Genomic DNA, 24,970 nt, shown 5'->3' on the forward strand with positions numbered 1-24,970 from the left:
GGAGAAACGTGATGGCGGTCGCCGAAGGTATGCCGCGGAGCAATGGCTCCGGCCCCCGGTCCGAAACGGCCCAACGGGTCGAACAGGCCGGCGCGGCCCACGCCCTCGATATCGAGGGCGTGGGGCGTACCTTCGGTGCCGTCGTCGCGCTCGCCGATGTGAGCTTCTCCGTCGGCGCGGGCGAACGGCGCGCGGTGCTCGGCGCCAACGGCGCGGGCAAGACGACGCTGTTCAACGCGATCACCGGGGATTTTCCGGCGACGTCCGGACGCATCCGCTTCTTCGGGGAGGATGTGACCGATCTGCCGCCGCATGAGCGCATTCGGCGCGGTCTGCGGCGCACCTATCAGCATTCGCTTCTGTTCCGGGGTCTCACCATCCTGGACAATCTCTATCTCTCCTGCCGGGGCGTGACCCGGCGGCGCTATTCGCTGAAGCGGCCGGGTAAGGACGACCCGGCGCTACGCATGGCGAAGGAGTTGGCGCATACGGTCCGCCTGGACCATTTGGCGGATACGCCCGTCTCCGAACTCGCCTACGGTCAGCAGCGGCAGTTGGAGATCGGCATGGCGTTGTCCGGCGCGCCGCGCTTCATCCTGTTCGACGAGCCGGCGGCGGGTCTCTCCTCGGTCGAGCGGCGGGAACTTATCCAGATCCTCCAGGCCCTGCCGCGCCATATCGGCTATATCATCATCGAGCATGACCTGGACGTCGCCTTGCGCGTCGTCGATCGGGTGACGATCATGCACAACGGGCGCCTCTTCAAACATGGCAGCCCGGAGGAGATCGAGACCGATCCGGAGGTCCAGCGCATCTATCTCGGGGGCGGTCATGGCTGAACGCGGGGAGACGCGCGGCGCGCAACGCGGCACCCGGCGCGAGACAGCGCCGGTTCTGGAGATTGGCGGCCTGACCGTTCATTACGGGCACGCGCCCGCGCTCCAGGGGGTGGATCTTACCCTCGATCACGGTGTGCTGGCGGTCGTCGGCCGCAACGGCATGGGCAAGACGACGACCTGCAACGCGGTGACGGGGCTGGTGCGTCCCTCGGCCGGATCGATCAAGTTCCATGGGCGCGAACTGGTCGGGATGTCGCCGAACCGGATCGCGCGGCTCGGTATCGGCTATGTGCCGCAGGGCCGGCGCGTCTGGCCGTCGCTCAGCGTGGACGAGCATCTGCGCCTCGCCCAGCGCGGCGGGCGGGACGCGGACTGGACCGTCGACCGGGTCTACGAGACCTTCCCGCGCCTGCATGAACGGCGGCGCAGCGGCGGCGGTCAGCTTTCCGGCGGCGAGCAGCAGATGCTCGCCATCGGGCGCGCGTTGCTCGGCAATCCGACCCTGTTGGTGATGGACGAGCCGACCGAGGGCCTCGCCCCCGTCATCGTCGAGCAGGTCGAGAACATGCTGCGGGATCTCGCGGCGGAGGGAGCCATCTCCGTCCTGTTGATCGAGCAGAATATCGGCGTCGCCCTGGATATCGCCGAGCGCGTCGGGGTCATGATCAACGGCCGCATCGCGCGCGACATGGCGGCGGAGGAACTGCGCGCCGACACCGCCCTACAACAGCGCCTGTTGGGCGTCGGCCGCCACGACGACGAGGCGGAGGACGCCGCCGACGACGACGCTGGGCAAGCGGACCGGGCGCCGGAGCCGGTCGTCTATCGCGTTCGGCGCGAAGCCGCGAACGAGGATGCGGGCCCCGTCCCTGGCGCCGGTCCTTCAGGCAGCCGGCGCGACGTCCCGACCCGCTGGTCGCAGGCGAACCCGCTCGCCCGCCGTGCGCGTGACGGGGACGGCGATGCGGCCTCTGGCGGTGACAGCCGCGAGGCCGCGCGCGATCTCAAGCGCGCCGCCCCGCCGATTCCCTTTACCCGCGCCTATGAGGGCGCGGCCTATGTCGTCGGCACCTTCGACACCAAGGCGCGGGAATTGCGCTTCATCGCCCAGCGTCTTGAAGCGATGGGGCGGCCCGTCGTGACGGTCGACCTCAGCACGTCCGGCCGGCCGTCCACGGCCGATGTCGGACCGACGGAGGTCGCCTCCCATCATCCGGGCGGGGCGCATGCGGTCTTCACCGCCGACCGGGGCAGCGCGGTCTCCGCCATGGCCGTCGCGTTCGAGCGTTTCCTGCCCGGGCGCCGCGACCTGGCCGGCGTGATCTCGGCCGGCGGATCGGGCGGCACGGCCCTGGCCACGCCGGCGATGCAGCGTCTGCCGGTGGGCGTGCCGAAGGTCATGGTCTCGACCGTCGCGTCGGGCGACGTCTCCTCCTATGTCGGGCCGACCGACATCACCATGATGTATTCGGTGACGGACGTGCAGGGGTTGAACCGCATTTCCGAGCAGGTGCTGGCGAATGCCGCGCACGCGCTGGGCGGCATGATCGCCAATGCGGGGGAGGACGGTGTCCGCGGGCGCGGCGGCGCCGGGGAGAAGGCGCGGCCCGCCGTGGGCCTGTCGATGTTCGGCGTGACCACGCCTTGCGTGCAGCAGGCGCAGCGTCTGCTGGAGGATGAGTATGACTGCCTTGTCTTCCACGCGACCGGAACCGGCGGTCAGTCGATGGAGAAACTGGCGGAGAGCGGCATGCTCGCCGGGGTCATCGACGCCACGACGACGGAGATCGCGGACCTGCTGATGGGCGGCGTTTTCTCCGCGGGCGAGGGGCGGTTGGATGCCGTCGCGCGCTCCCGCGTGCCCTATGTGGGGTCATGCGGCGCGCTCGACATGGTGAACTGGGGCGCGCTCGATACGGTTCCCGAGCGGTTCAAGAACCGTACTCTCTACAAGCACAATCCGCAGGTGACGCTGATGCGCACCACGGCGGAGGAGAACGCGGCCATGGGCCGTTGGATCGCGGAGAAGCTCAATCGCTGCGAGGGGCCGGTACGTTTCCTGATTCCGGAGGGTGGGGTCTCCCTGCTCGACGCGCCGGGCATGCCCTTCCACGATCCCGAGGCGGACGCCGCCCTCTTCAACGCGATCGAGGAGACGTTCCGCCCGACGGCGAATCGCCGGCTGATCCGGTTGAAGCACAATATCAACGACCCGGCCTTCTCGGAGGCGCTGGTCGAGCAATTCCGCGCGATCCAGGCCCCGGCCGGCGGCCGGGCGCTGGGCGCGCGGACGGGCTCCTGACGGGGTGGTTCCTGGCGGGCGGGACCCGCGCGGGCAAGGACGACGAGGAAAGAGGGAGAGGCCGGACATGGCCAGATTGGAAAGACGCGAGATCCTGGACCGCTTCCGCACGATGATCCGCCGGGGCGAGCCAATCGTCGGCGGCGGCGCGGGCACGGGCCTGTCGGCCAAGTGCGAGGAGGCCGGCGGCATCGACCTGATCGTGATCTACAATTCCGGACGCTATCGCATGGCGGGGCGCGGCTCGCTCGCGGGCCTGCTCGCCTACGGCAACGCGAACGAAATCGTGGTCGAGATGGCGCGCGAGGTCTTGCCGGTGGTCGAGAAGACGCCGGTCCTGGCGGGCGTCAACGGAACCGATCCCTTCATGCTGCGCGGACCGTTTCTGAAGCAACTGAAGGAGTTGGGCTTCGCCGGGGTGCAGAATTTCCCGACGGTCGGGCTGATCGACGGGACCTTCCGCGCGAACCTGGAGGAAACCGGCATGGGCTACGGCCTGGAGGTCGACATGATCCGGGCGGCGCACGATCTCGACATGCTGACCACGCCCTATGTCTTCAGCGAGGACGACGCCCGCGCGATGACCGAGGCCGGGGCCGATATCGTCGTCTGCCACATGGGGCTGACGACCGGCGGGGCCATCGGGGCGGAGACGGCGGTGACGCTCGACGATTGCGTCGCCTCCATCAACAGTTGGGCCAAGGCCGCGATGAAGGTGCGGCGCGACGTGATCGTGCTGTGCCATGGCGGGCCGATCTCCATGCCCGAGGATGCGGAATATATCCTGAAACGCTGCCCCGATTGCCACGGCTTCTACGGGGCTAGCTCGATGGAGCGCCTGCCGACCGAAAAGGCGCTTACCGAACAGACGCGCAAATTCAAGACGATCGGACGGCATTAACCCGTCCGGGCGCCGCGCGGCCGAGGTCCCGGCGCCCAAGACAGCAGGGAGGATACGATGTCTGGTGCAGCGATCGGATGGACGGTTCTGGGGATCATCATCCTCGCCGTCGTCATCGTCGTGGGCGTATATCTGCTTCATTGGCTCTATCGCCGTTCCACTAAGGAGACCGCCTTCGTGCGCACCGGCTGGGGCGGGGAGAAGGTGGTCAAGGACGGCGGCGCCTTCGTGCTGCCGATTGTCCATGAAGTGACGCCCGTCAACATGAACACCCTGCGCCTGGAGATCCGGCGCGGCCAGGAAGCGGCCCTGATCACCAAGAACCGCATGCGGGTCGACGTGGTGGCGGAGTTCTATGTGCGCGTCGCCCAGAAGCGCGACGCGATCTCCGCCGCCGCCCAGACGCTGGGCCGGCGCACGATGCAACCGGACGCGCTGAAGGAACTGGTCGAGGGTAAATTCGTCGATTCCCTGCGTTCCGTCGCCGCCGAGATGACGATGGAGGAACTGCACGAGCAGCGTGGCCAATTCGTCCGCCGGGTACAGGAATCGGTGGCCGAGATGCTCTCGCGCAACGGGTTGGAACTGGAAGCGGTCTCGCTCACCGGCATGGACCAGACCAACATGGACTATTTCAACCCGTCGAACGCGTTCGACGCGGAAGGTTTGACCCGCCTGACCGAGGAGATCGAGCGGCGCAAGAAATCCCGCAACGACATCGAGCAGGACACCATGATCGCCATCCGGAACAAGAATCTGGAGGCGGAGAAGATGGCCCTCGATATCGAGCGGGAGAGTGAATATGCCCGCCTCGACCAGGAACGCGAGATCGAGGGCCGCCGCGCCGGTCAGCGCGCGGAGGTGAGCCGCGAGCGCGCGGAGCGCGAGCGCGAGGCCGAGGAGGCGCGCATCGCCGCCGAACTGGCGGTGGAGCGCGCCAAGATATCCCAGGCCCGCACGCTGGACGAGGAACGCATCACCCGCGAGCGCGAGACCCAGACTCTGGAGGTCTCCCGCCGGCGTGCCTTGGAGAAGGCCGAGACCGAGGCCCGCGAGGCGACGGAGCGCGAGCGCATCGCCACCGAGAAGACCCTGGAGGAGGAGCGCATCGCCAGCCAGGCCGAGACCGAGCGCCTGGAGGTCGAGCGCCGGAAGTCCGTCCAACTGGCCGAGGAGGAGCGCGCCATCGCGCTCGCCAAGAAGGCGCTGGAGAAGGCCAAGGTCGAGGCGGAGTCCGAGGAGCAGACCCTCATGGCGCTGTTGGAGGTGGAACGCGCCAAGATCAAGCGCGACCGCTTGATCGAGGAGGACCGCATCTCCCGCGAGAAGGCGCTTCAGGTGCTGGAAGTCGGCCGGCGCCAGGCGCTGGAGGAGGCAGAGATCCAGACCCGCGAGGAGGTCGAGCGCGCCCGTATCCAGAGCGAGCGCGGCCTGGACGAGGCCCGTATCCTCCAGCGCAAGGAACTGCGCAAGATGGAGATCGACCAGCAACTGGCCCTGGAGATCGCGGAGATCGACCGCGCGATCGAGGTCGCGGGCAAGACCAAGCAGCGCTCCGAGGCGCTGGTCGAGAGCGAGGGCGCCCGGGCCAAGGCGATCCAGGCGGAGGAGAAGACCTTCTCCGCGCGCGAGATGGAGATCGCGGAGCGCAAGAAGGCGATCGAGCTCATCCAGGCGGAACTGGCCGCGGAGCGCGACGGCATCAAGCTGCGCAAGGGCGCCGAGGCCGAGCGCATGGCCAGCCTGGAGCGGGCCGAGGCGCTGCGGGCCATGGCCGAGGGCGAGGCGGAATCGGAGAAGCTCCGCGCGCTCGCCGACAAGCTGCGCTACGAGATCGATGCCGAGGGGCGCCGCCAGCTCAACGAGGCGCTCAACGTGCTGTCCGATCCGGCGCGCGGCTCGGAAATGCGCCTCAAGCTCATCGACAAGCTGGAGGGCATCATCCGCGAGAGTGCCAAGCCGCTGGAGCGGATCGAGGGCATCAAGATCCTGCAGGTCGACGGCCTGCTCGGCCATGGTGGCGGGTCCGGCGGAGGCTCGGGCGGCAATGGCGGAGGCGGCGATTCCGGCAATGGCGGCTTCGCCGACAATGTCGTGAACTCCGCCCTGCGCTACCGCGCGCAAGCGCCGCTGATCGACAATCTGCTGTCCGAGATCGGCATCAGCGGCGGCGATATCGGCCGGCTGACCAATGTCCTGAACCACGCCAAGGCCGTGAATCCCCAGGCCGTTAACCCCCAGGCCGTTAACCCCAAGGCCGATGACGCCGGGAGCGGGGATGACGGCACCAAGGGCGAAGGCGGTACCAAGGGGGGCAAGAGCGCCAAGGGCGACCGCGAGGGGGCGGGCTGATCCGTCATGGTGAAGGTCTATACCTCCAGCGTCATCGGCGCGCCGGCCGACCGGGTCTGGCGCGTCGTGCGCGACTTCAACGGGTTGCCGGACTGGCACCCGGCGATCGCGGAAAGCCGGATCGAGAACGGCGTCCCTTCCGATCGCGTGGGCTGTATCCGCAACTTCACGCTGAAGGACGGCGGACGCATCCGGGAGCAGCTTCTGGCGCTCTCGGATTTCGACTACAGCTTCCGCTATTCGATCCTGGAATCGCCGATGGGCGTGACGGACTATATCGCCGATTTCCGGCTGCTTCCGGTGACCGACGGGGATCAATGCTTCGCCGAATGGACGGCGGAATTCGATTGCGCCCCGGAGCGTGAGGGCGAACTCGCGGAACTGGTCGGCCAGGGCGTCTTCCAGGGTGGGTTCGATGCGTTGAAGCAGCGCTTCGGCGCGGCCTGAGGGACGCCCGGCGATGGTGAAGCTCGTGCGAAGCACGGTGATCGATGCGCCGGTCGATGCGGTCTGGGCGGCGATCCGTGATTTCAACAGCCACAAGTTCTGGCATCCCGCCATCGCCGACAGCGTGATCGAGGATGGGCGCGCCGGGGACGAGGTGGGGTGCGTGCGGCGCTTCATCCTCTCCGACGGGGAGAGCGTGCTGCGCGAGCGGCTGCTCGCCCTCGACGACCGGGAGCGGAGCTTCACCTATTGCCTGACCGATGCGCCCATCCCGCTCGACGGCTATGTCGCGACGGTGCGGCTACGGCCGGTGAGCGATGGGGACCGCACCTTCTGGGACTGGCGCAGCGAGTTCACCTGTCCGCCGTCGCGCCGCGCGGAATTGGTCGAACTGGTCGGCGAGGGCGTCTATCAAGCCGGTTTCGAGGCGATCCGGGAGCGTTTGTCCCGAACGCCTTCCGCCCGCGCCGGCGCGGCGCCGCGATCCGCGCGGGCGGAGCCTTCCTCCCCGACATCTGCCGCGCGCGAGCCGGCGGCCCCGGCGGTTCGGCGCGCGGGCGGGGCGATCGAAAGCTGGGGTATGGTCATGACCGCCCATGGCGGGCCGGAGGTGCTGGAGCGCCAAACGGTCGAGGTCCCGGCGCCCGGCCCTGGCGAGGTGCGGTTGCGTCATACGGCGATCGGTCTCAATTTCATCGATGTCTATTGTCGCACGGGCTATTTCCGGCTGGTCGATCCGCCGGGCATCCTGGGCATGGAGGCGGCGGGCGTCGTCACCGATGTCGGCCCCGGCGTGCATGGCCTGGGGGAGGGGGATCGGGTCGGCTATGCCTGCCCGCCGCCGGGCGCCTATGCCGAACGGCGGACCATGGCGGCCGATCTGCTGGTGCCGCTGCCGGACGATATCCCGGACGAGACGGCCGCCGCCGGGTTGCTGAAGGGCATGACGGCGGCCTTCCTGCTGCACGATGTGCACCGGGTGACAGAGGGGGACACGATCCTCGTCCACGCGGCCGCGGGCGGGGTGGGCACGCTGCTGTGCCAATGGGGGCGGCGGCTGGGCGCCACCGTGATCGGCACGGCGGGCGGTCCGGAGAAGACCCGCCGCGCGCGGGAGAACGGCTGCGCCTTCCCGATCGACACGACCCGCCAGGATTTCGTCGCGGCGGTCCGGGACATCACCGACGGGCGCGGCTGCGACGTGGTTTATGACGCGGTCGGGCGCGATACGATCGAGAAGAGCTTCGAGGCGCTGGCCGTGCGCGGCCATCTGGTAAGCTTCGGTCAGGCGTCGGGGCCGCTGCCGCTTCTCGACATGGCGGGCTATGCCGGCAAGTCGGCTTGCCTGTCGCGTCCGAACTATGCCCATTACACCGGCACGGCGGCCGCGGTCCGGCGTCTCAGCGACCGGCTGTTCGAAGGGTTGCGCGCCGGGTGGCTTCGGGTCGAGGCGGGGCAGAGCTTCCCACTGGCCCGGGTGGCGGATGCGCACCGCGCGCTTGAATCGCGCCAAACCACCGGCTCCACGATCCTGACCCTCTGAGCGGTCATCCGGCCTTCAATCGGCCGGGCGGCGGTGTGACACGGTACCCCCTGGAAGATACGCCCATTTGTCCTAAGTCGCCCCTCATGACCGACAATGATACAATTTTTGGTCGATAGAGGGTTGGAAGATGAGCGGAAAAGAGGTTGCGAGCGTTGTCGAGACATTGCCGGACGCCCGCGCCCTGGCCGAGGTCAACAGGGTCATCGAGCGGGCGGTCGGGTCCTGGAAGACGTCGGATCGGGTCAAGCGTGCCGCCTTGCCGAGCTATCGCTACGACCCTTTCGACCTGCCGGATATGCGGTTCTTCGTGGCGCAGGATGCCGATGGGCGCGTCGCGGGGGTCGCGACCCTGGCCGCGGTGAAGGAGGGGGAGGGGCTGCCCGGCCTGCCGAGCCGATTGCTGCACGGCCTCTTCGTCGATCCGCCGCGCACGCATCGGGGGATCGGCCGCGCGCTTCTGAATGCCGTCGAGGCGGCGGCGCGGGAGGAAGGCGTGCACGCCCTCGTCGTGCGCGCCCATATCGACTCACAGGGTTTCTTCGCGAAGGCCGGTTATGAAGCCCATGCGAGCGCGGCCTACCCCTATGCGATGGCGCGCCGTCTTTCGGGTTAGGGTTTTGGAATCGCCGCGCGGGCGAGGGCGTCGGCGCGCTCGTTCTCCGCATGGCCGGCATGGCCCTTGACCCAGCGCCAGTCGATGTCGTGACGCTTCGCCGCCTCGTCCAACCTTTGCCAGAGGTCGGCGTTCTTCACCGGCTTCTTCGCTGCCGTCTTCCAGCCATTGCGCCGCCAACCATGTATCCAGCCGGTGATACCGTCGCGCAGATAGCTGGAATCCGTCGTCAGCACCACCCGGCAGGGGCGTTTCAGCGCTTCGAGCGCGGCGATGGCCGCCATCATTTCCATGCGGTTGTTGGTGGTCGCGGGATCGCCGCCGGAAAGCTCCTTCTCCTGCCCGCGGAAGCGCATCACCGCGCCCCAGCCGCCCGGGCCGGGGTTACCGCTGCAGGCCCCGTCGGTGAAGATCTCGACCTGTTCCGCCATCAGCCGAGACCGTATCCCGACCGGCCCTCGACGCCGCGATGGAACTGCAGATAGGCGACATATTCCAGCGGGTCCTTCGGCTTCACCAGCGCGCCGGGCGGGCAGTTCAGCCAGTCATAAAGCCGCGTCAGCAGGAAGCGCATGGCCGCCCCCCGGCACAGGATCGGCAAGGCCTCCAGTTCGGCCGCCGTCATCGGCCGTTCTCCGGTATAGGCGTCGAGGAACTGCCGCGCCTTGGTGATGTTGAAGCTGCGATCGCGTTCGAAGCACCAGGCATTGAGGCAGATGGCCAGATCGTAGGCGAGGAAATCGTTGCAGGCGAAGTAGAAGTCGATCAACCCCGACAGCCGGTCCCCCATGAAGAAGACATTGTCGGGGAAGAGATCGGCATGGATCAGCCCTTCCGGCAGGCCCGTTGGCCAATCCGCCTCCAACGCGTCGAGCTCGTCCTCGATCAGCGGGCCGAGATTGGGGTCGACCTCGTGCGCGCGCTCCGCCGACATCTCGTAGAGCGGGCGCCAACCGTCGGGGCCGAGCGCGTTCGCGCGATAGAGCGGGAAATCGGCGCCGGCCGCGTGGAAGTGGGCGAGACCCTGGCCCAGTTCGGCGCAATGCACGCCCCGGACCTTGCGGGTCCACATGCCCTCCAGGAAGGTGATGATCGCCGCCGGGCGGCCGGCGAGCCGCCGCAAAGCTTCTCCGTCGCGGCCGCGCAGGGGCTCGGGGCACGGGATGTCGCGCGAGGACAGATGGTCCATCAGGCCGAGGAAGAAGGGCAGATCCTCCTCCCGCACGCGTTTCTCGTAGAGGGTCAGGATGTAACTGTCCCGCGTGGTACGGATCAGATAGTTGGAATTCTCGACCCCTTCCGCGATGCCCTTCGCCGAGACCAGATCGCCGATATCATATTCCGCGATGAAGGAACGCATCTCCTCGTCGGAGACTTCCGTGTAGACCGCCATGCCCTGCCGCGCCCGCCCTTGATGTTCGCCGTTCCGTCAGGCCACCAACGCGCGCGGCAGCTTGAATTCGATGGTTTCGACCGCCGTGACGACCTCCTCGATCGTCACGTCGTAATGCGCCCGACAGGCCTCGATCACCTCCTCCACCAGCACCTCGGGCGCGGACGCGCCGGCGGTGAGGCCGAGGGTGCGAACCCCGGCGAGCCCGCGCCAATCGATATCGTGGGCGCGTTGGATCAGATGGGCGTTATCGACGCCCTGGTCCCGGGCGACATCGACCAGCCGGTTCGAGTTGGAACTGTTCGGCGCGCCGAGGACGAGAACCGCGTCCGCGCGCTCCGCGATGGCGCGGGTCGATTTCTGCCGGTTGGTCGTGGCGTAGCAGATATCCTCCTGCTTCGGGCCGGCGATCTCCGGGAAGCGCGCCTTCAGGGCGGCGATGGAGGCGGCCGCCTCGTCGACGGACAGGGTCGTCTGCGTGGCGTAGGCAAGCGGCGTGTCCGCCGCGACCTCCAGCGTCGCGACGTCCGACGGTTTCTCGACCAGCAGGATCGCGCCGTCGGGCAACTGGCCCATCGTGCCTTCCACCTCCGGATGGCCGGCATGGCCGATCAGCACGACGGTGCGGCCATTGGCATGATGGCGTTCGACCTCGCGGTGAACCTTGCTGACCAGCGGGCAGGTCGCGTCGACATAGATCATGTTGCGCCGACGCGCCTCGTCCGGCACGTGCTTCGGGACGCCATGGGCGGAGAAGACGATCGGCCGATCGGTTGGCGCGTCCTCGACCTCGTCGACGAAGACGGCGCCCTTGGCTTCCAGGTTCTCGACCACGAAGCGGTTATGGACGATCTCGTGCCGCACATAGACGGGCGGACCAAACCGCTCCAGCGCCTTCTCGACGATCAGGATCGCGCGATCGACGCCCGCGCAGAACCCGCGCGGCCCGGCCAGCAGGATGGTGAGCGGCGGCTTTTCCCCGGAAGGGCGCCCCGGGGCGTTCCCACGGGCCTTTTCCGGGGACCTCATAGGACCGTCTTCCCGCGCGTTCCGCGAAGCAATGGCCTGATCGTCGGTCATCCGTGCCTATCCATATCCGAAAGGGCCCATATCCAATTTGGCCGGTTCCCGCCCGGAACCCGCCCATTGGTGACCCGAAGCACGGGCAACGTCAACCGATGACGGCATTCTCCCGGGGCGGGGCGAGGGTGACGATCACCGTCTCCTCCGTATCGCCTTCCGAGAAGGTGATATAGTCGCTGAAGAGGCAGCCGACGATCTGCCGCACGACGTCCCGCTCAATAAGCGGGGTGAAGGCGCATTCGATTCGACAGGTCACGTTCCGTTCGCGCAGATGAACCGTCCGGCGCATGGCGACGCGGTGCCGTTCGGCGATGGCGCCGTCATAGGCGGCGGTGACCGTGTGCGTATCGGGGCCGTGGATGATCCGGCGCAAATCGACACCCCGCAGGTCCCGCCCGAAGGTGTGTCGAAGCCGGTCACCCGTCAGCCGCACGATCAGGCCCGGGCCGTCCACGTCCAGAAGATAGAGATAGGGCCACAGCCGGGGCGGCACATCGGCGACGTCGAAAGCCGCGACGGTACCGGGGACGGCGTCGAGGAAACACGATAATTCAGACTGCTTCGTGAACCCGTCGAGCGTCATCATCGATCCCCGGATTGTCGAAACCTAGCCTTAAGTACCATTAATGCACGGCTATGAATAGATTGAAGAATCCGCACTCGTTTTACGGGTTTCACGCTCGGTGGGATGTGGTAAGTCTTTATGTTGATATTGATAATCATTTTCATCTTGAGTAGTGTCGGACTTGGAACGAAGCCAGATGACATGGCGATCCGGGGAGCTGCCTGACGATGCGGGGGTAGTACGAACAGGTGAGCGAGAATGCCGGCAAACTGGAGCTGTATCTCAGATACCGCGCGTCCCTGATCGACTATGCGACGCCGATTGTCGGCTCCCGCTCCTGGGCGGAGGATCTCGTTCAGGAGGCGTATTTTCGATTCATGCCCCAGGACGGCGCGGATCGTCCGGTTGATCAACCCGTGGCTTATCTCTATCGGATCGTACGCAATCTGGCCCTGGACTGGCGGCGCCGGACGATCGCGGAGGATCAGCGCGACAAGGCTTTTCGGAGCGTCAGCGACCCTCACCCGATGGTTCCCTCTCCCGAGGACCGGGCGCTCTACAGCGATGAGCTGGCCGAGGTTGATCGCGCTCTTTCAGAATTACCGGACAAGATGCGGCTGGCCTTCGAGATGCATCGTCTCGGCGAGGCTCCGTTGCGGGAGATCGCGGAGCGCCTCGATATCTCCGTCGCGACGGCGGGTCGTTGGACCCAGCAGGCGCATGCCCATATCGCGCGGCGTCTGCGCGATTCCGAATCATGATTATTTTATGCACCCCGGTGAGAAATTCGTCACCGCGCTTCGTCTCTTGGATTAGCGGCAAACCGTCGATCTTCACGAATAAGCACACCATCATTGCGAGCCCCATCGAGTGCGAGAGATGAACGAGACCGCCGGACCGTTTCCCAACGACGATGCGATCGACGAGGCGACGGCATGGTTCCATCGCCTGCGGGAGGCCGCCGACGATGTTGAGGTGTCCGCCGGTTTCCAGCGGTGGATCGAACGGGACGAAGCCAATGCCGAGGCTTGGCGTCTTGTTTCGCGGGCATGGCGTCTATCCGGCGATGCGGCCGAGGCCTCGGTGCGACCTCGGACCGCCGGCGATGGGCTCGATGGTGCCGGCCCGTCGGCTGACAGGGGGTGGGATGACACGGCGGGCGTTGGGATGCCGGCCGCGCGGCACGGGTGGAGGCGTGGGAATGGCCGCGCGCGCGGCCACTCCCGTCGGCGCGCGGCGCCGCGACGACGGACGGTGATCCGTGCGGTGGCGGCCGGTATCGCCTGTCTCGCGGTCGTCCTGGCCGCGCCGTCGATGATGCGGGATATCCTTTCGGACGTCAGTACCGCCGTCGGCGAGACCCGCACCGTCGCGCTTTCGGATGGGTCGAACGTTCACCTCTCCGCGGACAGCGCCATCGCCCTCGATATGGGAGAGAGCGAACGATCCGTGCGGCTTGTCGAGGGGGAGGCTTTCTTTGACGTCGAGTCCGACCCCGACCGGCCCTTCCTTGTCCGGGCGGAGGATTTGACGGTGCGTGTAACCGGCACGGCCTTCGATGTGCGGGTGACGGCGCGCCGTTTCGTCGTCGCCGTCGCGGAAGGGTCGGTCGACGTCTCCCGGGATGCGGCCGCGCCGACCCGGCTTCGGCCGGGTCAAAGGCTATCGATCGACCGGACGACGGGCCATTCCTCGGTGACCTCGATCGATGTCGCGAACGTTGCCGCCTGGCGCAGCGGTCAGTTGATGGTGGAGGACGCGCCGTTACTTGATGTGGTCGATGTCCTCCGACGCTATCACGACGGCATGATCCTGGTGGCGAGCACCGAGGCGGAGGCCAGGCATGTCACCGGCGTTTTCGACCTTACCCGGCCGGAACGGGCCCTGCGGACGCTGGTCGCCCCCTATGGCGCGGGTGTGCGCGCGGTGTCGGATCACTTCCTTCTTATGACCGATTTCTAACCGGCGGGGGCCGCCGGACCGGATTTATCGCATCGGCGTGAGAAAACCGCTGCCGAGCCTCGTCCCCTACAAAGAGATGCGAATGCGAGCCAGTCGCATGGTTGTCGCTTGTTGCGAGAGGGAGAGGTTATGTTTGTTCGGGGAGAAACCAATAGGCGCCGGGCGCGCGCGCCGCGCAGTCTGGCGGGACCCGTGATACCGGGACGGATGTCGGTGTGGCTCTGCGCCGCGGCGGCGGTCGCGATCGCCGCCATGCCGCCGATGGGTGAGGCCCAGGCCGCCGATGCCGCGACACTGACCGCCGGAGGCGGCGCGGCTACGGCGAAATTGGCTCAATCGGGCGAGGCGGTGCGCTTCGACATCCCGGGGCAGGGGCTGTCGGCGGCGTTGATGGCCTTCGGCCGTCAGTCCGGTTACCAGGTGTCGGTCGATCATGGCGCCCTGGCCGGTCTGACCTCCACGCCCGTATCGGGCGCTATGGCACCGGAAGCGGCGCTTACCCGTCTCCTGGAAGGGACGCCCGTTACCTGGCGTCTTGCCGACACGCGCAGCGTCGTGCTTACCCCCGCCGATGCGTCTGGCGACGGACCGATGCAGCTCGGCCCGATCAATGTCGAGGGGCGCAACATGTCCGGTGGAGAGACCGACTATCGCCCGCAGCCAAGTTCGGTCGGCACCAAGATGAACCTGCCGATCCGACAGACGCCCTATACCGTCAATCAGGTCGATTCCGAACTGATGGAGGACCGCGGCGACACGACGGTCTACGATGCGTTGGAGAATATCGCCGGCGTCACGCATCAGAGCACGAATTCAGACACCGGATCGAACTTCGTGCGCAGCATTTTCGTGCGTGGCTTCGATATCGCCGGGGACGGTCCCATCCTGGTCAACGGTCAGCGCTTCTACACCACCGGCACCAATTTCCGCAGCACCGCCAGCATGGAGCGGATCGATCTGCTGCGCGGGGCCGCGGGTATTTATTACGGTGCGTCCCAACCGGGCGGTGTCCTCAACTATGTCTATAAGAAGCCCCAGGCCGAGGCGGCCCAGAAGGTCAGCGTCCGGGGCGATTCCTTCGGCAGTTACGGCGGCACGGCCGATATTACCGGCGCGGTCAGCGAGGATGAAAGCCTGCGCGTCCGTCTGATCGCCGATTACGGCCGGGAGAAGGACAATGTCGAGGAGATCTACGAGGAACCGAAGAGCCTGATGGGCGCGCTTCAGTGGGTGCCGAGCGAGGAGTTCGAGAGCACGTTCACCGTCGAGGCCCTCGACATCGACGGCGTCCCGCAGCGCTACGACAATATCCGCGTCAATGGTGAGTTGCTGCCGATCCAGGAGGATATCTTCTGGGGGCACGACAATGATTTCGTCGACGTCAAACAGTATACGGCCATGCTGGAGAACAACTGGACGCCGTCCGATGCCTTCAATGTGCGGACCTATCTGGCCTATCAGACGACGGATCAGGAACACCAGACGACGCGCATCGGCGGCCGTGGGGGCGGAGCGCCCCTGGCCGATACGTCATTGCCGCGCACGGTGCATGTCGGTCAGTCGGAGGAGTATTCCATCTCCACCGGGTTCGACCTGAGCGGGCGCTTCGATACCGGCGATTTCGGTCATGATTGGCTGTTCGGCTACGGCTTCGCCTATGGCGAATCCGAAGGCGGGGTGGCCCAGTGCAGCACGGGCGCGAATGCGGGCTCGGACTGCTTCCCCATACGCCCGACCTCTCAGTTCCCATTCGATCCGGTCCAGGGGGACTATGCCTATCAGAGTGACATATTCGACCTGATCGGCACGCAACGCGGCGGTGTCGGTTTCAGCGAGGCGCGCGACCACAATTTCTATGTTCAGGACATGGTGACGCTCCCGAACGAGGATACGAAGCTCCTCGCCGGTGTCGGCTATACCATCGCCGAGCGGGAAAGCTGGGACGAACCGAAAGGGGGAACCCGAACTCCGACCCAGATGATCGATGCGGCCCGGCCGACGCCCCGTCTCGCCCTGATCCACGATCTGGACCGGGTGACGACGGTTTATGCCAGCTATAATGAATCCTACTTCCCGCAACTCTACAGCAATCCGGATGGCGGCATTCTCGACGATCCCGAGATCGGCGTGCAGTACGAAGCCGGGTTCAAGCGTGATATGTTCGATGGCGATGCGCTCTTCACCCTTTCCCTCTTCCAGTTGGAGAAGGAGAACGTGCAGCGCAACGATCCGGCCTATGATCCGTCGCTCGGCTATCGGATTTCCGATGGCCTGCAGCGTTCCCGGGGGCTGGAGACGGAGCTTTCCGGCCGGGTCAACGACTGGTGGAAGGCGCATCTGGGCTATGCCTATCTGGCGACCGAAATCGTCGATGCGGATGCCAATGTCGGGCAGGATTTCGAGAATGTGTCGCGGCACAACCTGTCCCTCTGGAACAAGTTTCGGGTTCTCGGCGATCGGAGGAGCGGAGAGTTCAGCATCGGCGCGGGCCTGTCCGCCCACAGCCGCTCCGGCACCTTCAGTGGCGCGGAAAACCCGGGATATGGGATCGTCGATGTCGGTCTGTTCTATGAGCAGGATGTCGAGGACGGGCCGGCCCTGAACGCCGCGTTGCGCGTCGATAATCTGCTGGACAAGGATTATTTCGACCGCCGTTCCTACGGCAGTTCCGTCACCTATGGCGAGGAGCGGGTGGTCAGCTTCCGCCTCGGGGCGCGGTTCTGATGGCGCAAGCGGCGCGCGGGGCGCGTGGACGGGCTCCGTCCCCGCGTTACCGTCTGGATGTCGCCTCGCGCGCGGTGGCGGGGATCGGGGGCGGATATGCGCTCTCGGTCCTCGTCACGCTTCTGTTGGCGCGGCTATTGCCCCTGGGGGCGGCGGACGCGGGCCTCGCGGCGACGATGGGCTCCTTCACGATCCATGCGATCGCGATCATCTGGGCTTTCTCCGTGCGGGGGCAGGCGCGGGTGTGGGGCGGTATCGCCGGGGCGGCGGCTCTGGCTGGCCTCCTGCTGATCGTCATCCATGAGATTGGCGGCGGGGCGCAAATGGGGGGCGGGCTATGAAGGGTGGCTTTCGCCAATCCATGGCCTGGTTGCATGCCTGGGTAGGAATCCTGCCGGGATGGTTGCTGTTCGCGGTCTTCCTGACCGGGACGATCGCCTTCTTCCGGACGGAGGTCACTTTCTGGATGCAGCCGGAACTGCATGCCTCTCAACCGGGGCCGGAGACGGCGGCGATGGCGATGGAGCGGCTGCGGACCCTGGCGCCCAATGCCGAAAGCTGGGTCGTCGGTCTGCCGGAGGAACGCTCCCCCACGCTCAGCCTCTCCTGGCGGGAGCCGGGCGCGCCGCCGGGCCGGCGTGGGTTGACCGGCACGGTGCTGGATGCGGGCAGCGGCGTGGAACTGCATCCCCGGGACACGGCGGGCGGTAACTTCCTCTATCGTTTCCATTACGAGCTTTATGCCCTGCCGCGCGATTGGGGACGCGCCATCGTCGGAATCGCGACCATGGCGATGTTCGTCGCGATCCTGAGCGGGGTGATCACCCATCGGCGAATCTTCAAGGACTTCTTCACCTTCCGGCCGGCGAAGGGCGGGCAGCGATCCTGGCTGGATGGTCACAATGCGGCCGCCGTGCTGGGGCTGCCGTTCCATCTGATGATCACTTATTCGGGGCTGGTCCTCTTCATCTCGACACTGATGCCCTGGGCATTGGACGATGGGGGGCGCCATGGCAGGGGGGGCGCGCCGCCCGATGCGGAAACCACGGTGGAAAAACAACTGACGCCCGCCGACCTGCCCGAATTCGCCCCGATCGGTCCGGTCCTCGCGCAGGCGGAGGCGCTTTGGGGTATCCCGGCCGGGCGCATCATGGTGGAGGATCCCGCCGGCGCGGCGGTCATAACGCTGGCTCCCCGGCGCAATACCCGCCTTTCCGCGCATAGCGGCAGCGGGTCTATCGGCGTGGAGCGATTGCATTTCGACGGACGCAGCGGCCGCCTGATCGGCCGCGACGACAATATCGAGGAGTCCGCCGTCCAGGCGACCAACAATGTGCTGGGCAGCCTTCATCGTGCGCGCTTCGCGGATACGACCATGCGGTGGCTGTTCTTCCTGGCCGGCGTCGCGGGAACCGCCATGGTGGGGACCGGCCTTATCCTGTGGACGGTCAAGCGCGCGAAGCAGCAGGCCCGCCCGGACGGCACCATACCCCGCCATATCGAGGTGATGGAGCGTCTCAACATCGCGGCCATCACCGGCCTGACCATCGCGGTCGGCGCCTATTTCGTCGCGAACCGCCTTTTGCCGGTGGATATGGCCGACCGGGCGGGATGGGAGATCCGCGTCTTCTTCGCCGTCTGGGCGGCCTTCATCCTGCACCCCTTCCTACGGCCCCTGCGGGTCGGTTGGGTGGAGCAGCTTACCATCGCGGCGGGGCTTTTCGCGGCCATTCCGCTTCTCAACATGGCGGTGACGGGCAGTCATCTGTTCGTGACCCTGCCGGCGGGGAGCTGGATCGTGGCGGGTTTCGATCTGATCTGCCTTCTGACCGCGCTGGGGTTGGGGGCGACGGCCCTGAAGGTCGCGGGCCGCTGGCCGGTGGCGGCCGTCCGGCCGTCCGGCCGTGGGGCACGCGTGCGCCGGCGCGCGGTGGGGCGGGTGGAATGATCGCGCTCGCGCTCGCCGTCTCCTATATCGGCATGCTCGTGCTGTGTCTCGCGATGGATAGACACGGGCGGGACGTGTTGGGCCGGGTGCCCGGCCGTGGCGGGCGTCTCGCGGCCCGCCTGCTCGGTTCGGCGTTGCTGGCCGGCGCGCTCGTGCTTTGCTTCGACCGGTGGGGGCATGCCATCGGGACGACCGCCTGGCTCGGCCTGGTCACGGTCGCGGGGCTCGTGTTGATCCTGTTGCTGCCCTTTTCTGTCCGCGCGGCGGGGACGGGCGCGCGCATGGCCTGTTTGCTCGCGCCCTTGCCGGTGGGGGCGATGGCCATGGGGGTGTTCGCCGGATAGGAGGGAGGTGAGGGGTCAGCCGGTGGGCTCGGGCCCTTCCCGTTTCTTCGCCTGGAGGCCGAGATAGAAGGCCATGACCGCGGCGGCGTTGAGCGCCGTGATCTCGGCCACGTCGTAGGCGGGCGCCACCTCGACCACGTCCATGCCGATGAAGCGTGGCCCCTTGAGCCGCGTCAGGATGGCCCGTGTCTGCCATGAAAGCAGGCCGCCGACCTCCGGCGTGCCGGTGCCCGGCGCGCAGGACGGATCGAGGCAGTCGATATCGAAGGTGAGGTAGGTATCCCCAGACGTTCCGACGATATCGACGATCCGGGCGGCGATCTCGTCCGGGCGGCCGAGATGCACCTCCTCGGCCGATATGATCGTCACCCCCTGGTCCGACGTCCAGTGCCAGACCTCCGGTTCGACCCGGCAGCGGATGCCGATTTGCACCATCCGCTTCGGATCGACCAGCCCCTCCTCGATGGCGATGCGGAAATTGGTGCCGTGGGTGAAGGGCACCTGGAAGGTTTCCGCCCAGGTGTCGACATGGGCGTCGAAATGGACGAGGCCGAGCGGCCCGCCCCGACGCTTCGACGCCGCCCGCAACAGCGGCAGGGTGACGAGATGATCGCCCCCCACCGATAGCAGGTGGTCGTAGGCCATGGCCTGACGCTCGATCGCGTCCAGGGAGTCCGCCAACTGGCCCATATAGAGGCTGAAATTTCCCACGTCGGCGATATCCAGCCCGTAGAGATCGGGCCAGAGATCGGGATAGGTGCCACCGACCATGCGGCTCGCGCGGCGCACCGCCGCCGGTCCGTCGCGCGCCCCGGCGCGGTTGGTCGTGCCCAGGTCGAAGGGAATGCCGGCGATGGAGAACTCCGCATTCGCCATCTTCTCCGTGCCGAAGAAGGTTTCGCGCGCGGCGAAGGTGGGCAGCGGCCTGTCGCGGCGCTTGCCCGACCGCTCGGCTTGGCCGGAAGGGGGCGAGTTCGGGGGCTGGTCGCTCATGATCGCGTCCCTTGGTCGGTCGGGCCCCTCCATGGCGGTATCCATGTCGGGCGGTTAACCGGATAAGGATGGCAGTTTACCACGGCGAAATGAAGCGGAGCGATCCGGCCCGGGAAAAGCCGGGGCCCTTTTCCTCCAAAACCGGGTCCTCCAAACCGGGCCCCTCCTGAAAAGCAGGGAGGTCATCCGGCCATGACGCGGTTCCGGCCGTCCTCCTTCGCGCGATAAAGCGCGCGGTCGGCACGCGCCAACAGGCTGTCCTCACTTTCATCCACGTCGTGGCACGCGACGCCGAAGCTGCTCGTCACCTGCCCGATTTCCCCGAAATCATGCGCGGCGATCGCGCCACGTAGCTTTTCGGCGAGGACCATCGCCCCCTCAAGGGTCGTTTCCGGACAAATCACCAGGAACTCCTCGCCGCCCCAGCGTCCGGGAATATCGACCTGCCGCACGCTGGTGCGTAGGAGGGTGGCGATATCACTCAATACCCGGTCGCCCGCCTGATGCCCGTGGATATCGTTGACGCGCTTGAAGTGGTCGACGTCGAAGAGAATCACGGACAGGGCATTGTGGTATCGCTTGCGGCGTTCAAGTTCGTCGGCGAAGGCGCTGTCCAATTTCAACCGATTGAAAAGGCCTGTCAGCCGATCGGTGATCGACAGTTCCTGGAGCTGGCGTGCCTTGCCCTCGAGGTCCTTGGTCTGGTTCGCGACGATGCGCTCCAGCCGCTCGGTCGCGAACCGGAATGCCATGAACAGTAAAAGTTCGACGAAGAGGAACCCGACGATGCCATAGACGATATTGAAGAGGGCTGCCCGGCGGTGGGCGGTGATTCGTTCGGTCGCGTCGCGCCAGAAGACGACCGCGCCGACCGCTTCGCGATCCGGTTCCCGCATGCCTTTGTAGTCGCGCAATGGGAAATGCGTTACTACGTGGATGGTCTCGTCGGTCTCGACGATATTCGTGTCCTCGTCCCGGAAATCGAGGCCGAGTTCCGGCATCTTCGCGAGAATGGGACGCAGCCCCTCCCTGGATTGCGCTTCGATGGCGCAGTCGCATCCGGGCTCGCCCTCGCCGAATCGCTCCTTCACGAAATCAGGCCACATCGCCGATTCGATGTGATCCATGGAAAGCAGGATGCCCACTCCCTGGCCCAGCCGTTCATCCAGGATCTTGATGATATTCGAGAAGGACGTCCCCACTTCCAACGCGCCGGCATGGACATGCTCGCCACTGTCCGGGTCGGTCGCATAGACAGGCACGACACCGCGTAACCCGGAATAGACCCGTCCCGTCTCGAACCCGACCCGGGGCGATTTCTCGGCGTTCGTATCGACGATCGTGTGCCGGACATCATGCATCGTGTCGCCGAATTTGTCCGGCCGATGAACGCGAAGGAAACTGGTGGAGCCGGGTCCGAGATGAAAATGCAGTTGGCGGACATCGAACCTGTCCTGCACGCGTTGCCAACTCGGACCGATCCTCTCGAAGAGTTCTCGCCGGATTCCGGCCGCCTTCGGCCCGCCCGCGCCGCCGCCTTCCGCCTCGACCGCCTTTCCCCCGGCGAGAAATAGGGATTGCATCTCGGAATCGTTGGCGATGAAGGTGGCCATCGCCAGCATGTTGCTATAGGTGCGGTCCGTCAGGACTTCGAAACTCGACCGGAGGTCCCGACTCTCCTCCTTGAGGGTGCGCGTCAATGTATCCGATGCATTATCGTTATTGATATAAACAAATAAAATATCAATTACAGCGATTGATAGACTTAATAGAAGGAATACTTTTTTATTCTTCGTTCCACGCATTCACCCGCCCACCCATTCTTGGGCGCCATTTCAGGCTACCTTATGATTGTATTTATTTTTTATTTTCAATCATTATAGTTTCTCGCGAATATATTCTTGCTCTACCTGGAATGCGAAGTAAACGGTTATTTTCGTGATCGCGTGACGATAGGTGACCGTGGCCCCCGATCTTCGCATTCGCCCGTCATTCGCCCATCATTCGAGCGTCGGGGGAGGCGGCAGGCGGGGCTTCTGCTTGACCTGATTGAAGGCGAAGCTGGATTCGATCGAGGCGATGCCTTCGATCCGGGTCAGACGCTCCCGGACGAAGCGTTCATAGGACTGCAGGGAATCGGAGACGACCCGCAGGAAGTAATCCCGTGGGCCGGTCATGAGATAGCATTCCTGTACCTCGTCCAGGTCCTGGATCGCTTGCTCGAAGGCGCGGATGGCGTGGTCCGTCTGGCGTTCCAGCTTGATCGACACGAAGACGGTGACAGGCAAGCCATAGAGCGTCTGGTCGATCTGCGCCTGATAGCCGCGCAGGATGCCCGAATCCTCGAGCTTGCGGACCCGCCGCAGACAGGGCGATGGCGAGAGACCGACGATCTGCGCCAGCTCTTGATTGGTCAGGCGCGCATTCTGCTGAAGCGCGGTGATGATCTTCCAGTCTATTTTATTCATGGCACCCTGATTGGCAGATTCTGCCAATTCAATAGAGGTTTGCTTTTCAAATCGCAAACATATGCCGGGAGGCTTCTGGTAGCGTCGCGCTCGTGGGTGTTGGCATTCGCACCGTGACGCCCCGTTTCTTCACACCGGCGCTCGCCCTCTTCCGGCGGTTTCGCGTACACGCTCGGTGGCGCGCGCCGGTATCTGGGAAAGGCAGCAATTCATGGCTACCGCGGATATTCGGCGGATCGATCTGGTCGAGGTCGCGCCGCGAGACGGTCTCCAGTCGATCGCCGAGCCGGTTTCGACCGAAGAGAAGATTGCCCTGATCGCCGGGCTCCTCGATGCCGGAGTCCGGCGCATGGAGATCGGGTCCTTCGTCAGCCCCAAGGCGGTTCCCCAAATGGCCGACATGCGCGAGGTCGTCGCCGGCCTTGGAGAGCGATGGACGGATGGCCTCGCCGTCCTGATCCCGAACGCGAAGGGGGCCGAAATCGCGGTCGAGGCGGGGTGCCGCGCGCTGGTCTTCGTTCTCTCCGTCTCCGAAACACATAATCTGAGGAATGTGCGGCGGACGGTCGGAGAGTCGCTCGACCAATTGCGCGCGATCGCGGCGGTGATGGCGCGGACGCCGGGTATCGCGCTTCGGGTCGATTTGGCGACCGCGTTCGATTGTCCATTCGACGGTTCCGTGCCGGAGGCAAGGGTTAGGGAGGTGTTCGAGGCCACCCGGTCCATCGTCCCGCGGGCGGAATTCGCGCTGTGCGATACGACGGGGCGGGCCGACCCTTTCCGGGTACGCGCGCTTTTCGCCGGATTGATCGCGGCGGACCCCACGGTTCGCTGGGCGTTCCACGGTCATGACACGTTCGGCATGGGGGTCGCGAACGCCTTCGCCGCCTATGATGCCGGGGTGCGCGTCATCGACGGGTCGACCGCCGGCCTCGGAGGTTGCCCGTTCGCGCCCGGTGCTTCCGGCAATACCGCGACGGAGGATCTGGTCTATGCCTTCGCGCGCGGCGGGATCGAGACCGGCATCGACATGACGCGATTGCTCGCGGTGTCGGATCGGATCGCGGCGCTGCCCGGCGGAAGGACCGGGGGGCATTTGCGCACGGTCCCGAGGGACCGGGTCACCCTGGTCCGGTGAGGTCATCCCGGAAGCCCGGGGGCGATGGTCTCCGGTGCCTCCATCATTCCCCCCATCCCCATCCTGATTCTGGAACAGCAAGTAGAAGGTCTGTCGTCCGATGAGCGATATCACGTCGCGCCCGGCCCCTTTAAGCGGTCTGCGCATCCTCGAACTCGGCCATTTCATCGCCGCCCCGTTCTGCACCCGCGTCCTGGCCGATCTGGGCGCGGAGGTCATCAAGGTGGAGCCGCCGGGACGGGGCGATCCCGTCCGCGCCTGGGGACAGACCCCCGAGGGGCAGAGCACGTCCGTCTGGTGGTCGGTGCATGGCCGCAACAAGAAATCCGTCAGCATCAATCTGAAGGACCCGGCAGGGATCGATCTGGTGCGCCGGTTGGTCGGCGAAGTCGATGCGGTGGTGGAGAACTTCAAGCCCGGCCAACTCGCGAAATGGGGATTGGGGCCGGACGACATCGCGGCCGCCAATTCGGACGCGGTTCTCGTCCAGATCTCCGGCTTCGGACAAACCGGCCCGGGGCGCGATCGCGCGGCTTTCGGTCTGATCGGCGAGGCGGTCGGCGGTATCCGCCACTTGACCGGCTATCCGCCGGCGGTGACGGATCTGCCGCCGGTTCGCACGGGCATATCCATCGGGGACAGCATAGCCGGGCTCTACGGCGCGATCGGACTGCTCGCGGCGATCTTCGAGAAGCGTGTCGCGCGGGCGGGAGAGGACCTGCCCAACCGCCGCGTGGATGTCGCCTTGACGGACTCCGTGCTCAGCCTCATGGAGGGGTGCCTGCCCGAATACGGCTATTTCGGAAGTGTGCGCCAGCCGCACGGCTCCTCCCTGCCGACGACCGCGCCGTCGAACGCCTATCCGTCGCGGGACCGGAAATGGTTCCTGATCGGTGCGAATTCGGATTCGCTGTTCGCGCGGCTTTGCCGGGCGATGGATCGCGTCGCCCTGACCGATGATCCGCGTTTCATCGACAATCAGGCCCGGGTGCGCAATGCCGAGGCGTTGGACCAGGAAATTTCCGCCTGGACCTTCACCAAGACGATCGACGAGTTGGAAGCCGCGATGAAGGAAGTCGACGTTCCGTCGAGCCGTATCTACACCGTGGCCGATATCGCCGCCGATCCACAGTTCCGGGCACGCGGCATGATCCAGGACGTCGCCGATCCGCGGCTGGGCAAGGTGCTGCATCCCGGCGCGGTTCCCGATATGGGAGGGGATGCGGGAGCGACCGTTCGCTGGACGGGGCCGGAGGTCGGTGCCCACACTGATGAAATCCTTGAAGGGCTGCTGGGGATGACGGCGACGGATATCGACCGGCTGCGCGGCGCCGGCACGATTTGACGGCAGG

22 protein-coding genes are annotated in these 24,970 nt (G+C 66.1%); 15 read left to right on the forward strand and 7 right to left on the reverse strand.

Annotation, left to right across the window (positions count from 1 at the left end):
- Positions 1 to 29: 29 nt before the first annotated feature.
- The 7 genes from KAJ83_RS15130 to KAJ83_RS15160 all read left to right on the forward strand — a co-directional run bounded on the left by KAJ83_RS15130 (position 30) and on the right by KAJ83_RS15160 (position 9,000).
- A complete protein-coding gene (locus KAJ83_RS15130; protein WP_210682935.1) occupies positions 30 to 839 on the forward strand; it encodes an ABC transporter ATP-binding protein in 810 nt (269 codons plus the stop codon).
- Positions 832 to 3,141: an ABC transporter permease gene (locus KAJ83_RS19685; RefSeq protein ID WP_343222024.1), complete on the forward strand. Its 2,310-nt coding sequence runs from the start codon at positions 832 to 834 to the stop codon at positions 3,139 to 3,141. The genes KAJ83_RS15130 and KAJ83_RS19685 overlap by 8 nt, the downstream gene beginning before the upstream one ends.
- 67 nt (positions 3,142 to 3,208) lie before the next feature.
- Positions 3,209 to 4,042, forward strand: a complete 834-nt coding sequence (locus KAJ83_RS15140; protein WP_210682936.1) for a phosphoenolpyruvate hydrolase family protein — start codon at positions 3,209 to 3,211, stop codon at positions 4,040 to 4,042.
- Between the two features lie 57 nt (positions 4,043 to 4,099).
- A complete protein-coding gene (locus KAJ83_RS15145; protein WP_210682937.1) occupies positions 4,100 to 6,394 on the forward strand; it encodes a flotillin family protein in 2,295 nt (764 codons plus the stop codon).
- A gap of 6 nt (positions 6,395 to 6,400) precedes the next feature.
- Positions 6,401 to 6,841: an SRPBCC family protein gene (locus KAJ83_RS15150; protein ID WP_210682938.1), complete on the forward strand. Its 441-nt coding sequence runs from the start codon at positions 6,401 to 6,403 to the stop codon at positions 6,839 to 6,841.
- A 13-nt stretch (positions 6,842 to 6,854) separates the two neighbouring features.
- On the forward strand, positions 6,855 to 8,384 hold the full coding sequence (locus tag KAJ83_RS19690) for an SRPBCC family protein (protein ID WP_210682939.1): 1,530 nt from the start codon (positions 6,855 to 6,857) through the stop codon (positions 8,382 to 8,384).
- Positions 8,385 to 8,514: 130 nt separating this feature from the next.
- The gene (locus KAJ83_RS15160) at positions 8,515 to 9,000 is read left to right on the forward strand and encodes a GNAT family N-acetyltransferase (RefSeq protein ID WP_210682940.1); all 486 of its coding nucleotides are present in this window, start codon (positions 8,515 to 8,517) and stop codon (positions 8,998 to 9,000) included.
- Here KAJ83_RS15160 and rnhA read toward each other — a convergent pair.
- From rnhA to KAJ83_RS15180, 4 genes are all read right to left on the reverse strand, one after another.
- Positions 8,997 to 9,431 carry a ribonuclease HI gene (rnhA, locus tag KAJ83_RS15165; protein ID WP_210682941.1) on the reverse strand — a complete coding sequence of 145 codons (435 nt, stop codon included), beginning with the start codon at positions 9,429 to 9,431 and terminating at the stop codon, positions 8,997 to 8,999. The two genes, KAJ83_RS15160 and rnhA, sit on opposite strands and share 4 nt — an antisense overlap.
- The gene (locus KAJ83_RS15170) at positions 9,431 to 10,393 is read right to left on the reverse strand and encodes a homoserine kinase (protein ID WP_210682942.1); all 963 of its coding nucleotides are present in this window, start codon (positions 10,391 to 10,393) and stop codon (positions 9,431 to 9,433) included. The genes rnhA and KAJ83_RS15170 overlap by 1 nt, the downstream gene beginning before the upstream one ends.
- Positions 10,394 to 10,429: 36 nt before the next feature.
- Complete coding sequence (gene ispH / locus KAJ83_RS15175) at positions 10,430 to 11,422, reverse strand: 4-hydroxy-3-methylbut-2-enyl diphosphate reductase (protein ID WP_210682943.1); 993 nt, start codon at positions 11,420 to 11,422, stop codon at positions 10,430 to 10,432.
- 142 nt (positions 11,423 to 11,564) lie between these two features.
- Positions 11,565 to 12,062, reverse strand: coding sequence for a PAS domain-containing protein (locus KAJ83_RS15180; RefSeq protein ID WP_210682944.1), 498 nt, complete (start codon positions 12,060 to 12,062; stop codon positions 11,565 to 11,567).
- Between the two features lie 227 nt (positions 12,063 to 12,289).
- On the opposite strand from KAJ83_RS15180, the gene KAJ83_RS15185 reads away from it, so the two are divergent.
- The 6 genes from KAJ83_RS15185 to KAJ83_RS15210 all read left to right on the forward strand — a co-directional run bounded on the left by KAJ83_RS15185 (position 12,290) and on the right by KAJ83_RS15210 (position 19,019).
- Complete coding sequence (locus KAJ83_RS15185; RefSeq protein ID WP_210682945.1) at positions 12,290 to 12,802, forward strand: RNA polymerase sigma factor; 513 nt, start codon at positions 12,290 to 12,292, stop codon at positions 12,800 to 12,802.
- Between the two features lie 118 nt (positions 12,803 to 12,920).
- Entirely contained in the window at positions 12,921 to 14,003 is a 1,083-nt protein-coding gene (locus KAJ83_RS15190; protein WP_210682946.1) for a FecR family protein, read from the forward strand.
- A 213-nt stretch (positions 14,004 to 14,216) separates the two neighbouring features.
- Positions 14,217 to 16,727 carry a TonB-dependent siderophore receptor gene (locus tag KAJ83_RS15195; protein WP_210682947.1) on the forward strand — a complete coding sequence of 837 codons (2,511 nt, stop codon included), beginning with the start codon at positions 14,217 to 14,219 and terminating at the stop codon, positions 16,725 to 16,727.
- A complete protein-coding gene (locus KAJ83_RS15200; RefSeq protein WP_210682948.1) occupies positions 16,727 to 17,068 on the forward strand; it encodes a hypothetical protein in 342 nt (113 codons plus the stop codon). Before KAJ83_RS15195 ends, KAJ83_RS15200 begins: the two co-directional genes overlap by 1 nt.
- Positions 17,069 to 17,088: 20 nt before the next feature.
- A complete protein-coding gene (locus tag KAJ83_RS15205) occupies positions 17,089 to 18,675 on the forward strand; it encodes a PepSY-associated TM helix domain-containing protein (RefSeq protein WP_210682949.1) in 1,587 nt (528 codons plus the stop codon).
- Positions 18,672 to 19,019, forward strand: a complete 348-nt coding sequence (locus KAJ83_RS15210) for a DUF3325 domain-containing protein (protein WP_210682950.1) — start codon at positions 18,672 to 18,674, stop codon at positions 19,017 to 19,019. Before KAJ83_RS15205 ends, KAJ83_RS15210 begins: the two co-directional genes overlap by 4 nt.
- Before the next feature lie 15 nt (positions 19,020 to 19,034).
- On the opposite strand, the gene speB is transcribed toward KAJ83_RS15210, so the two are convergent.
- The 3 genes from speB to KAJ83_RS15225 form a co-directional block, all read right to left on the reverse strand.
- Complete coding sequence (gene speB / locus KAJ83_RS15215) at positions 19,035 to 20,012, reverse strand: agmatinase (protein ID WP_210682951.1); 978 nt, start codon at positions 20,010 to 20,012, stop codon at positions 19,035 to 19,037.
- Positions 20,013 to 20,194: 182 nt separating this feature from the next.
- Complete coding sequence (locus KAJ83_RS15220; protein WP_210682952.1) at positions 20,195 to 21,712, reverse strand: sensor domain-containing diguanylate cyclase; 1,518 nt, start codon at positions 21,710 to 21,712, stop codon at positions 20,195 to 20,197.
- Between the two features lie 300 nt (positions 21,713 to 22,012).
- Positions 22,013 to 22,480: an Lrp/AsnC family transcriptional regulator gene (locus tag KAJ83_RS15225; RefSeq protein ID WP_210682953.1), complete on the reverse strand. Its 468-nt coding sequence runs from the start codon at positions 22,478 to 22,480 to the stop codon at positions 22,013 to 22,015.
- Positions 22,481 to 22,691: 211 nt separating this feature from the next.
- On the opposite strand from KAJ83_RS15225, the gene KAJ83_RS15230 reads away from it, so the two are divergent.
- The gene (locus KAJ83_RS15230) at positions 22,692 to 23,618 is read left to right on the forward strand and encodes a hydroxymethylglutaryl-CoA lyase (protein ID WP_210682954.1); all 927 of its coding nucleotides are present in this window, start codon (positions 22,692 to 22,694) and stop codon (positions 23,616 to 23,618) included.
- 100 nt (positions 23,619 to 23,718) lie between these two features.
- Entirely contained in the window at positions 23,719 to 24,963 is a 1,245-nt protein-coding gene (locus KAJ83_RS15235) for a CaiB/BaiF CoA transferase family protein (RefSeq protein WP_210682955.1), read from the forward strand.
- Positions 24,964 to 24,970 lie beyond the last annotated feature (7 nt).

Origin of the sequence: Marivibrio halodurans (assembly GCF_017963645.1) — a bacterium.
GTDB lineage: Bacteria > Pseudomonadota > Alphaproteobacteria > UBA8366 > Aestuariispiraceae > Marivibrio > Marivibrio halodurans.

Coding starts and splice junctions, on each gene's coding strand:
- KAJ83_RS15130 (WP_210682935.1), top strand. CDS start 30: ATGCCGCGGAGCAATGGCTCCGGCCCCCGGTCCGAAACGGCCCAACGG.
- KAJ83_RS19685 (WP_343222024.1), top strand. CDS start 832: ATGGCTGAACGCGGGGAGACGCGCGGCGCGCAACGCGGCACCCGGCGC.
- KAJ83_RS15140 (WP_210682936.1), top strand. CDS start 3,209: ATGGCCAGATTGGAAAGACGCGAGATCCTGGACCGCTTCCGCACGATG.
- KAJ83_RS15145 (WP_210682937.1), top strand. CDS start 4,100: ATGTCTGGTGCAGCGATCGGATGGACGGTTCTGGGGATCATCATCCTC.
- KAJ83_RS15150 (WP_210682938.1), top strand. CDS start 6,401: ATGGTGAAGGTCTATACCTCCAGCGTCATCGGCGCGCCGGCCGACCGG.
- KAJ83_RS19690 (WP_210682939.1), top strand. CDS start 6,855: ATGGTGAAGCTCGTGCGAAGCACGGTGATCGATGCGCCGGTCGATGCG.
- KAJ83_RS15160 (WP_210682940.1), top strand. CDS start 8,515: ATGAGCGGAAAAGAGGTTGCGAGCGTTGTCGAGACATTGCCGGACGCC.
- rnhA (WP_210682941.1), bottom strand. CDS start 9,431: ATGGCGGAACAGGTCGAGATCTTCACCGACGGGGCCTGCAGCGGTAAC.
- KAJ83_RS15170 (WP_210682942.1), bottom strand. CDS start 10,393: ATGGCGGTCTACACGGAAGTCTCCGACGAGGAGATGCGTTCCTTCATC.
- ispH (WP_210682943.1), bottom strand. CDS start 11,422: ATGAGGTCCCCGGAAAAGGCCCGTGGGAACGCCCCGGGGCGCCCTTCC.
- KAJ83_RS15180 (WP_210682944.1), bottom strand. CDS start 12,062: ATGATGACGCTCGACGGGTTCACGAAGCAGTCTGAATTATCGTGTTTC.
- KAJ83_RS15190 (WP_210682946.1), top strand. CDS start 12,921: ATGAACGAGACCGCCGGACCGTTTCCCAACGACGATGCGATCGACGAG.
- KAJ83_RS15200 (WP_210682948.1), top strand. CDS start 16,727: ATGGCGCAAGCGGCGCGCGGGGCGCGTGGACGGGCTCCGTCCCCGCGT.
- KAJ83_RS15205 (WP_210682949.1), top strand. CDS start 17,089: ATGGCCTGGTTGCATGCCTGGGTAGGAATCCTGCCGGGATGGTTGCTG.
- KAJ83_RS15210 (WP_210682950.1), top strand. CDS start 18,672: ATGATCGCGCTCGCGCTCGCCGTCTCCTATATCGGCATGCTCGTGCTG.
- speB (WP_210682951.1), bottom strand. CDS start 20,012: ATGAGCGACCAGCCCCCGAACTCGCCCCCTTCCGGCCAAGCCGAGCGG.
- KAJ83_RS15225 (WP_210682953.1), bottom strand. CDS start 22,480: ATGAATAAAATAGACTGGAAGATCATCACCGCGCTTCAGCAGAATGCG.
- KAJ83_RS15230 (WP_210682954.1), top strand. CDS start 22,692: ATGGCTACCGCGGATATTCGGCGGATCGATCTGGTCGAGGTCGCGCCG.
- KAJ83_RS15235 (WP_210682955.1), top strand. CDS start 23,719: ATGAGCGATATCACGTCGCGCCCGGCCCCTTTAAGCGGTCTGCGCATC.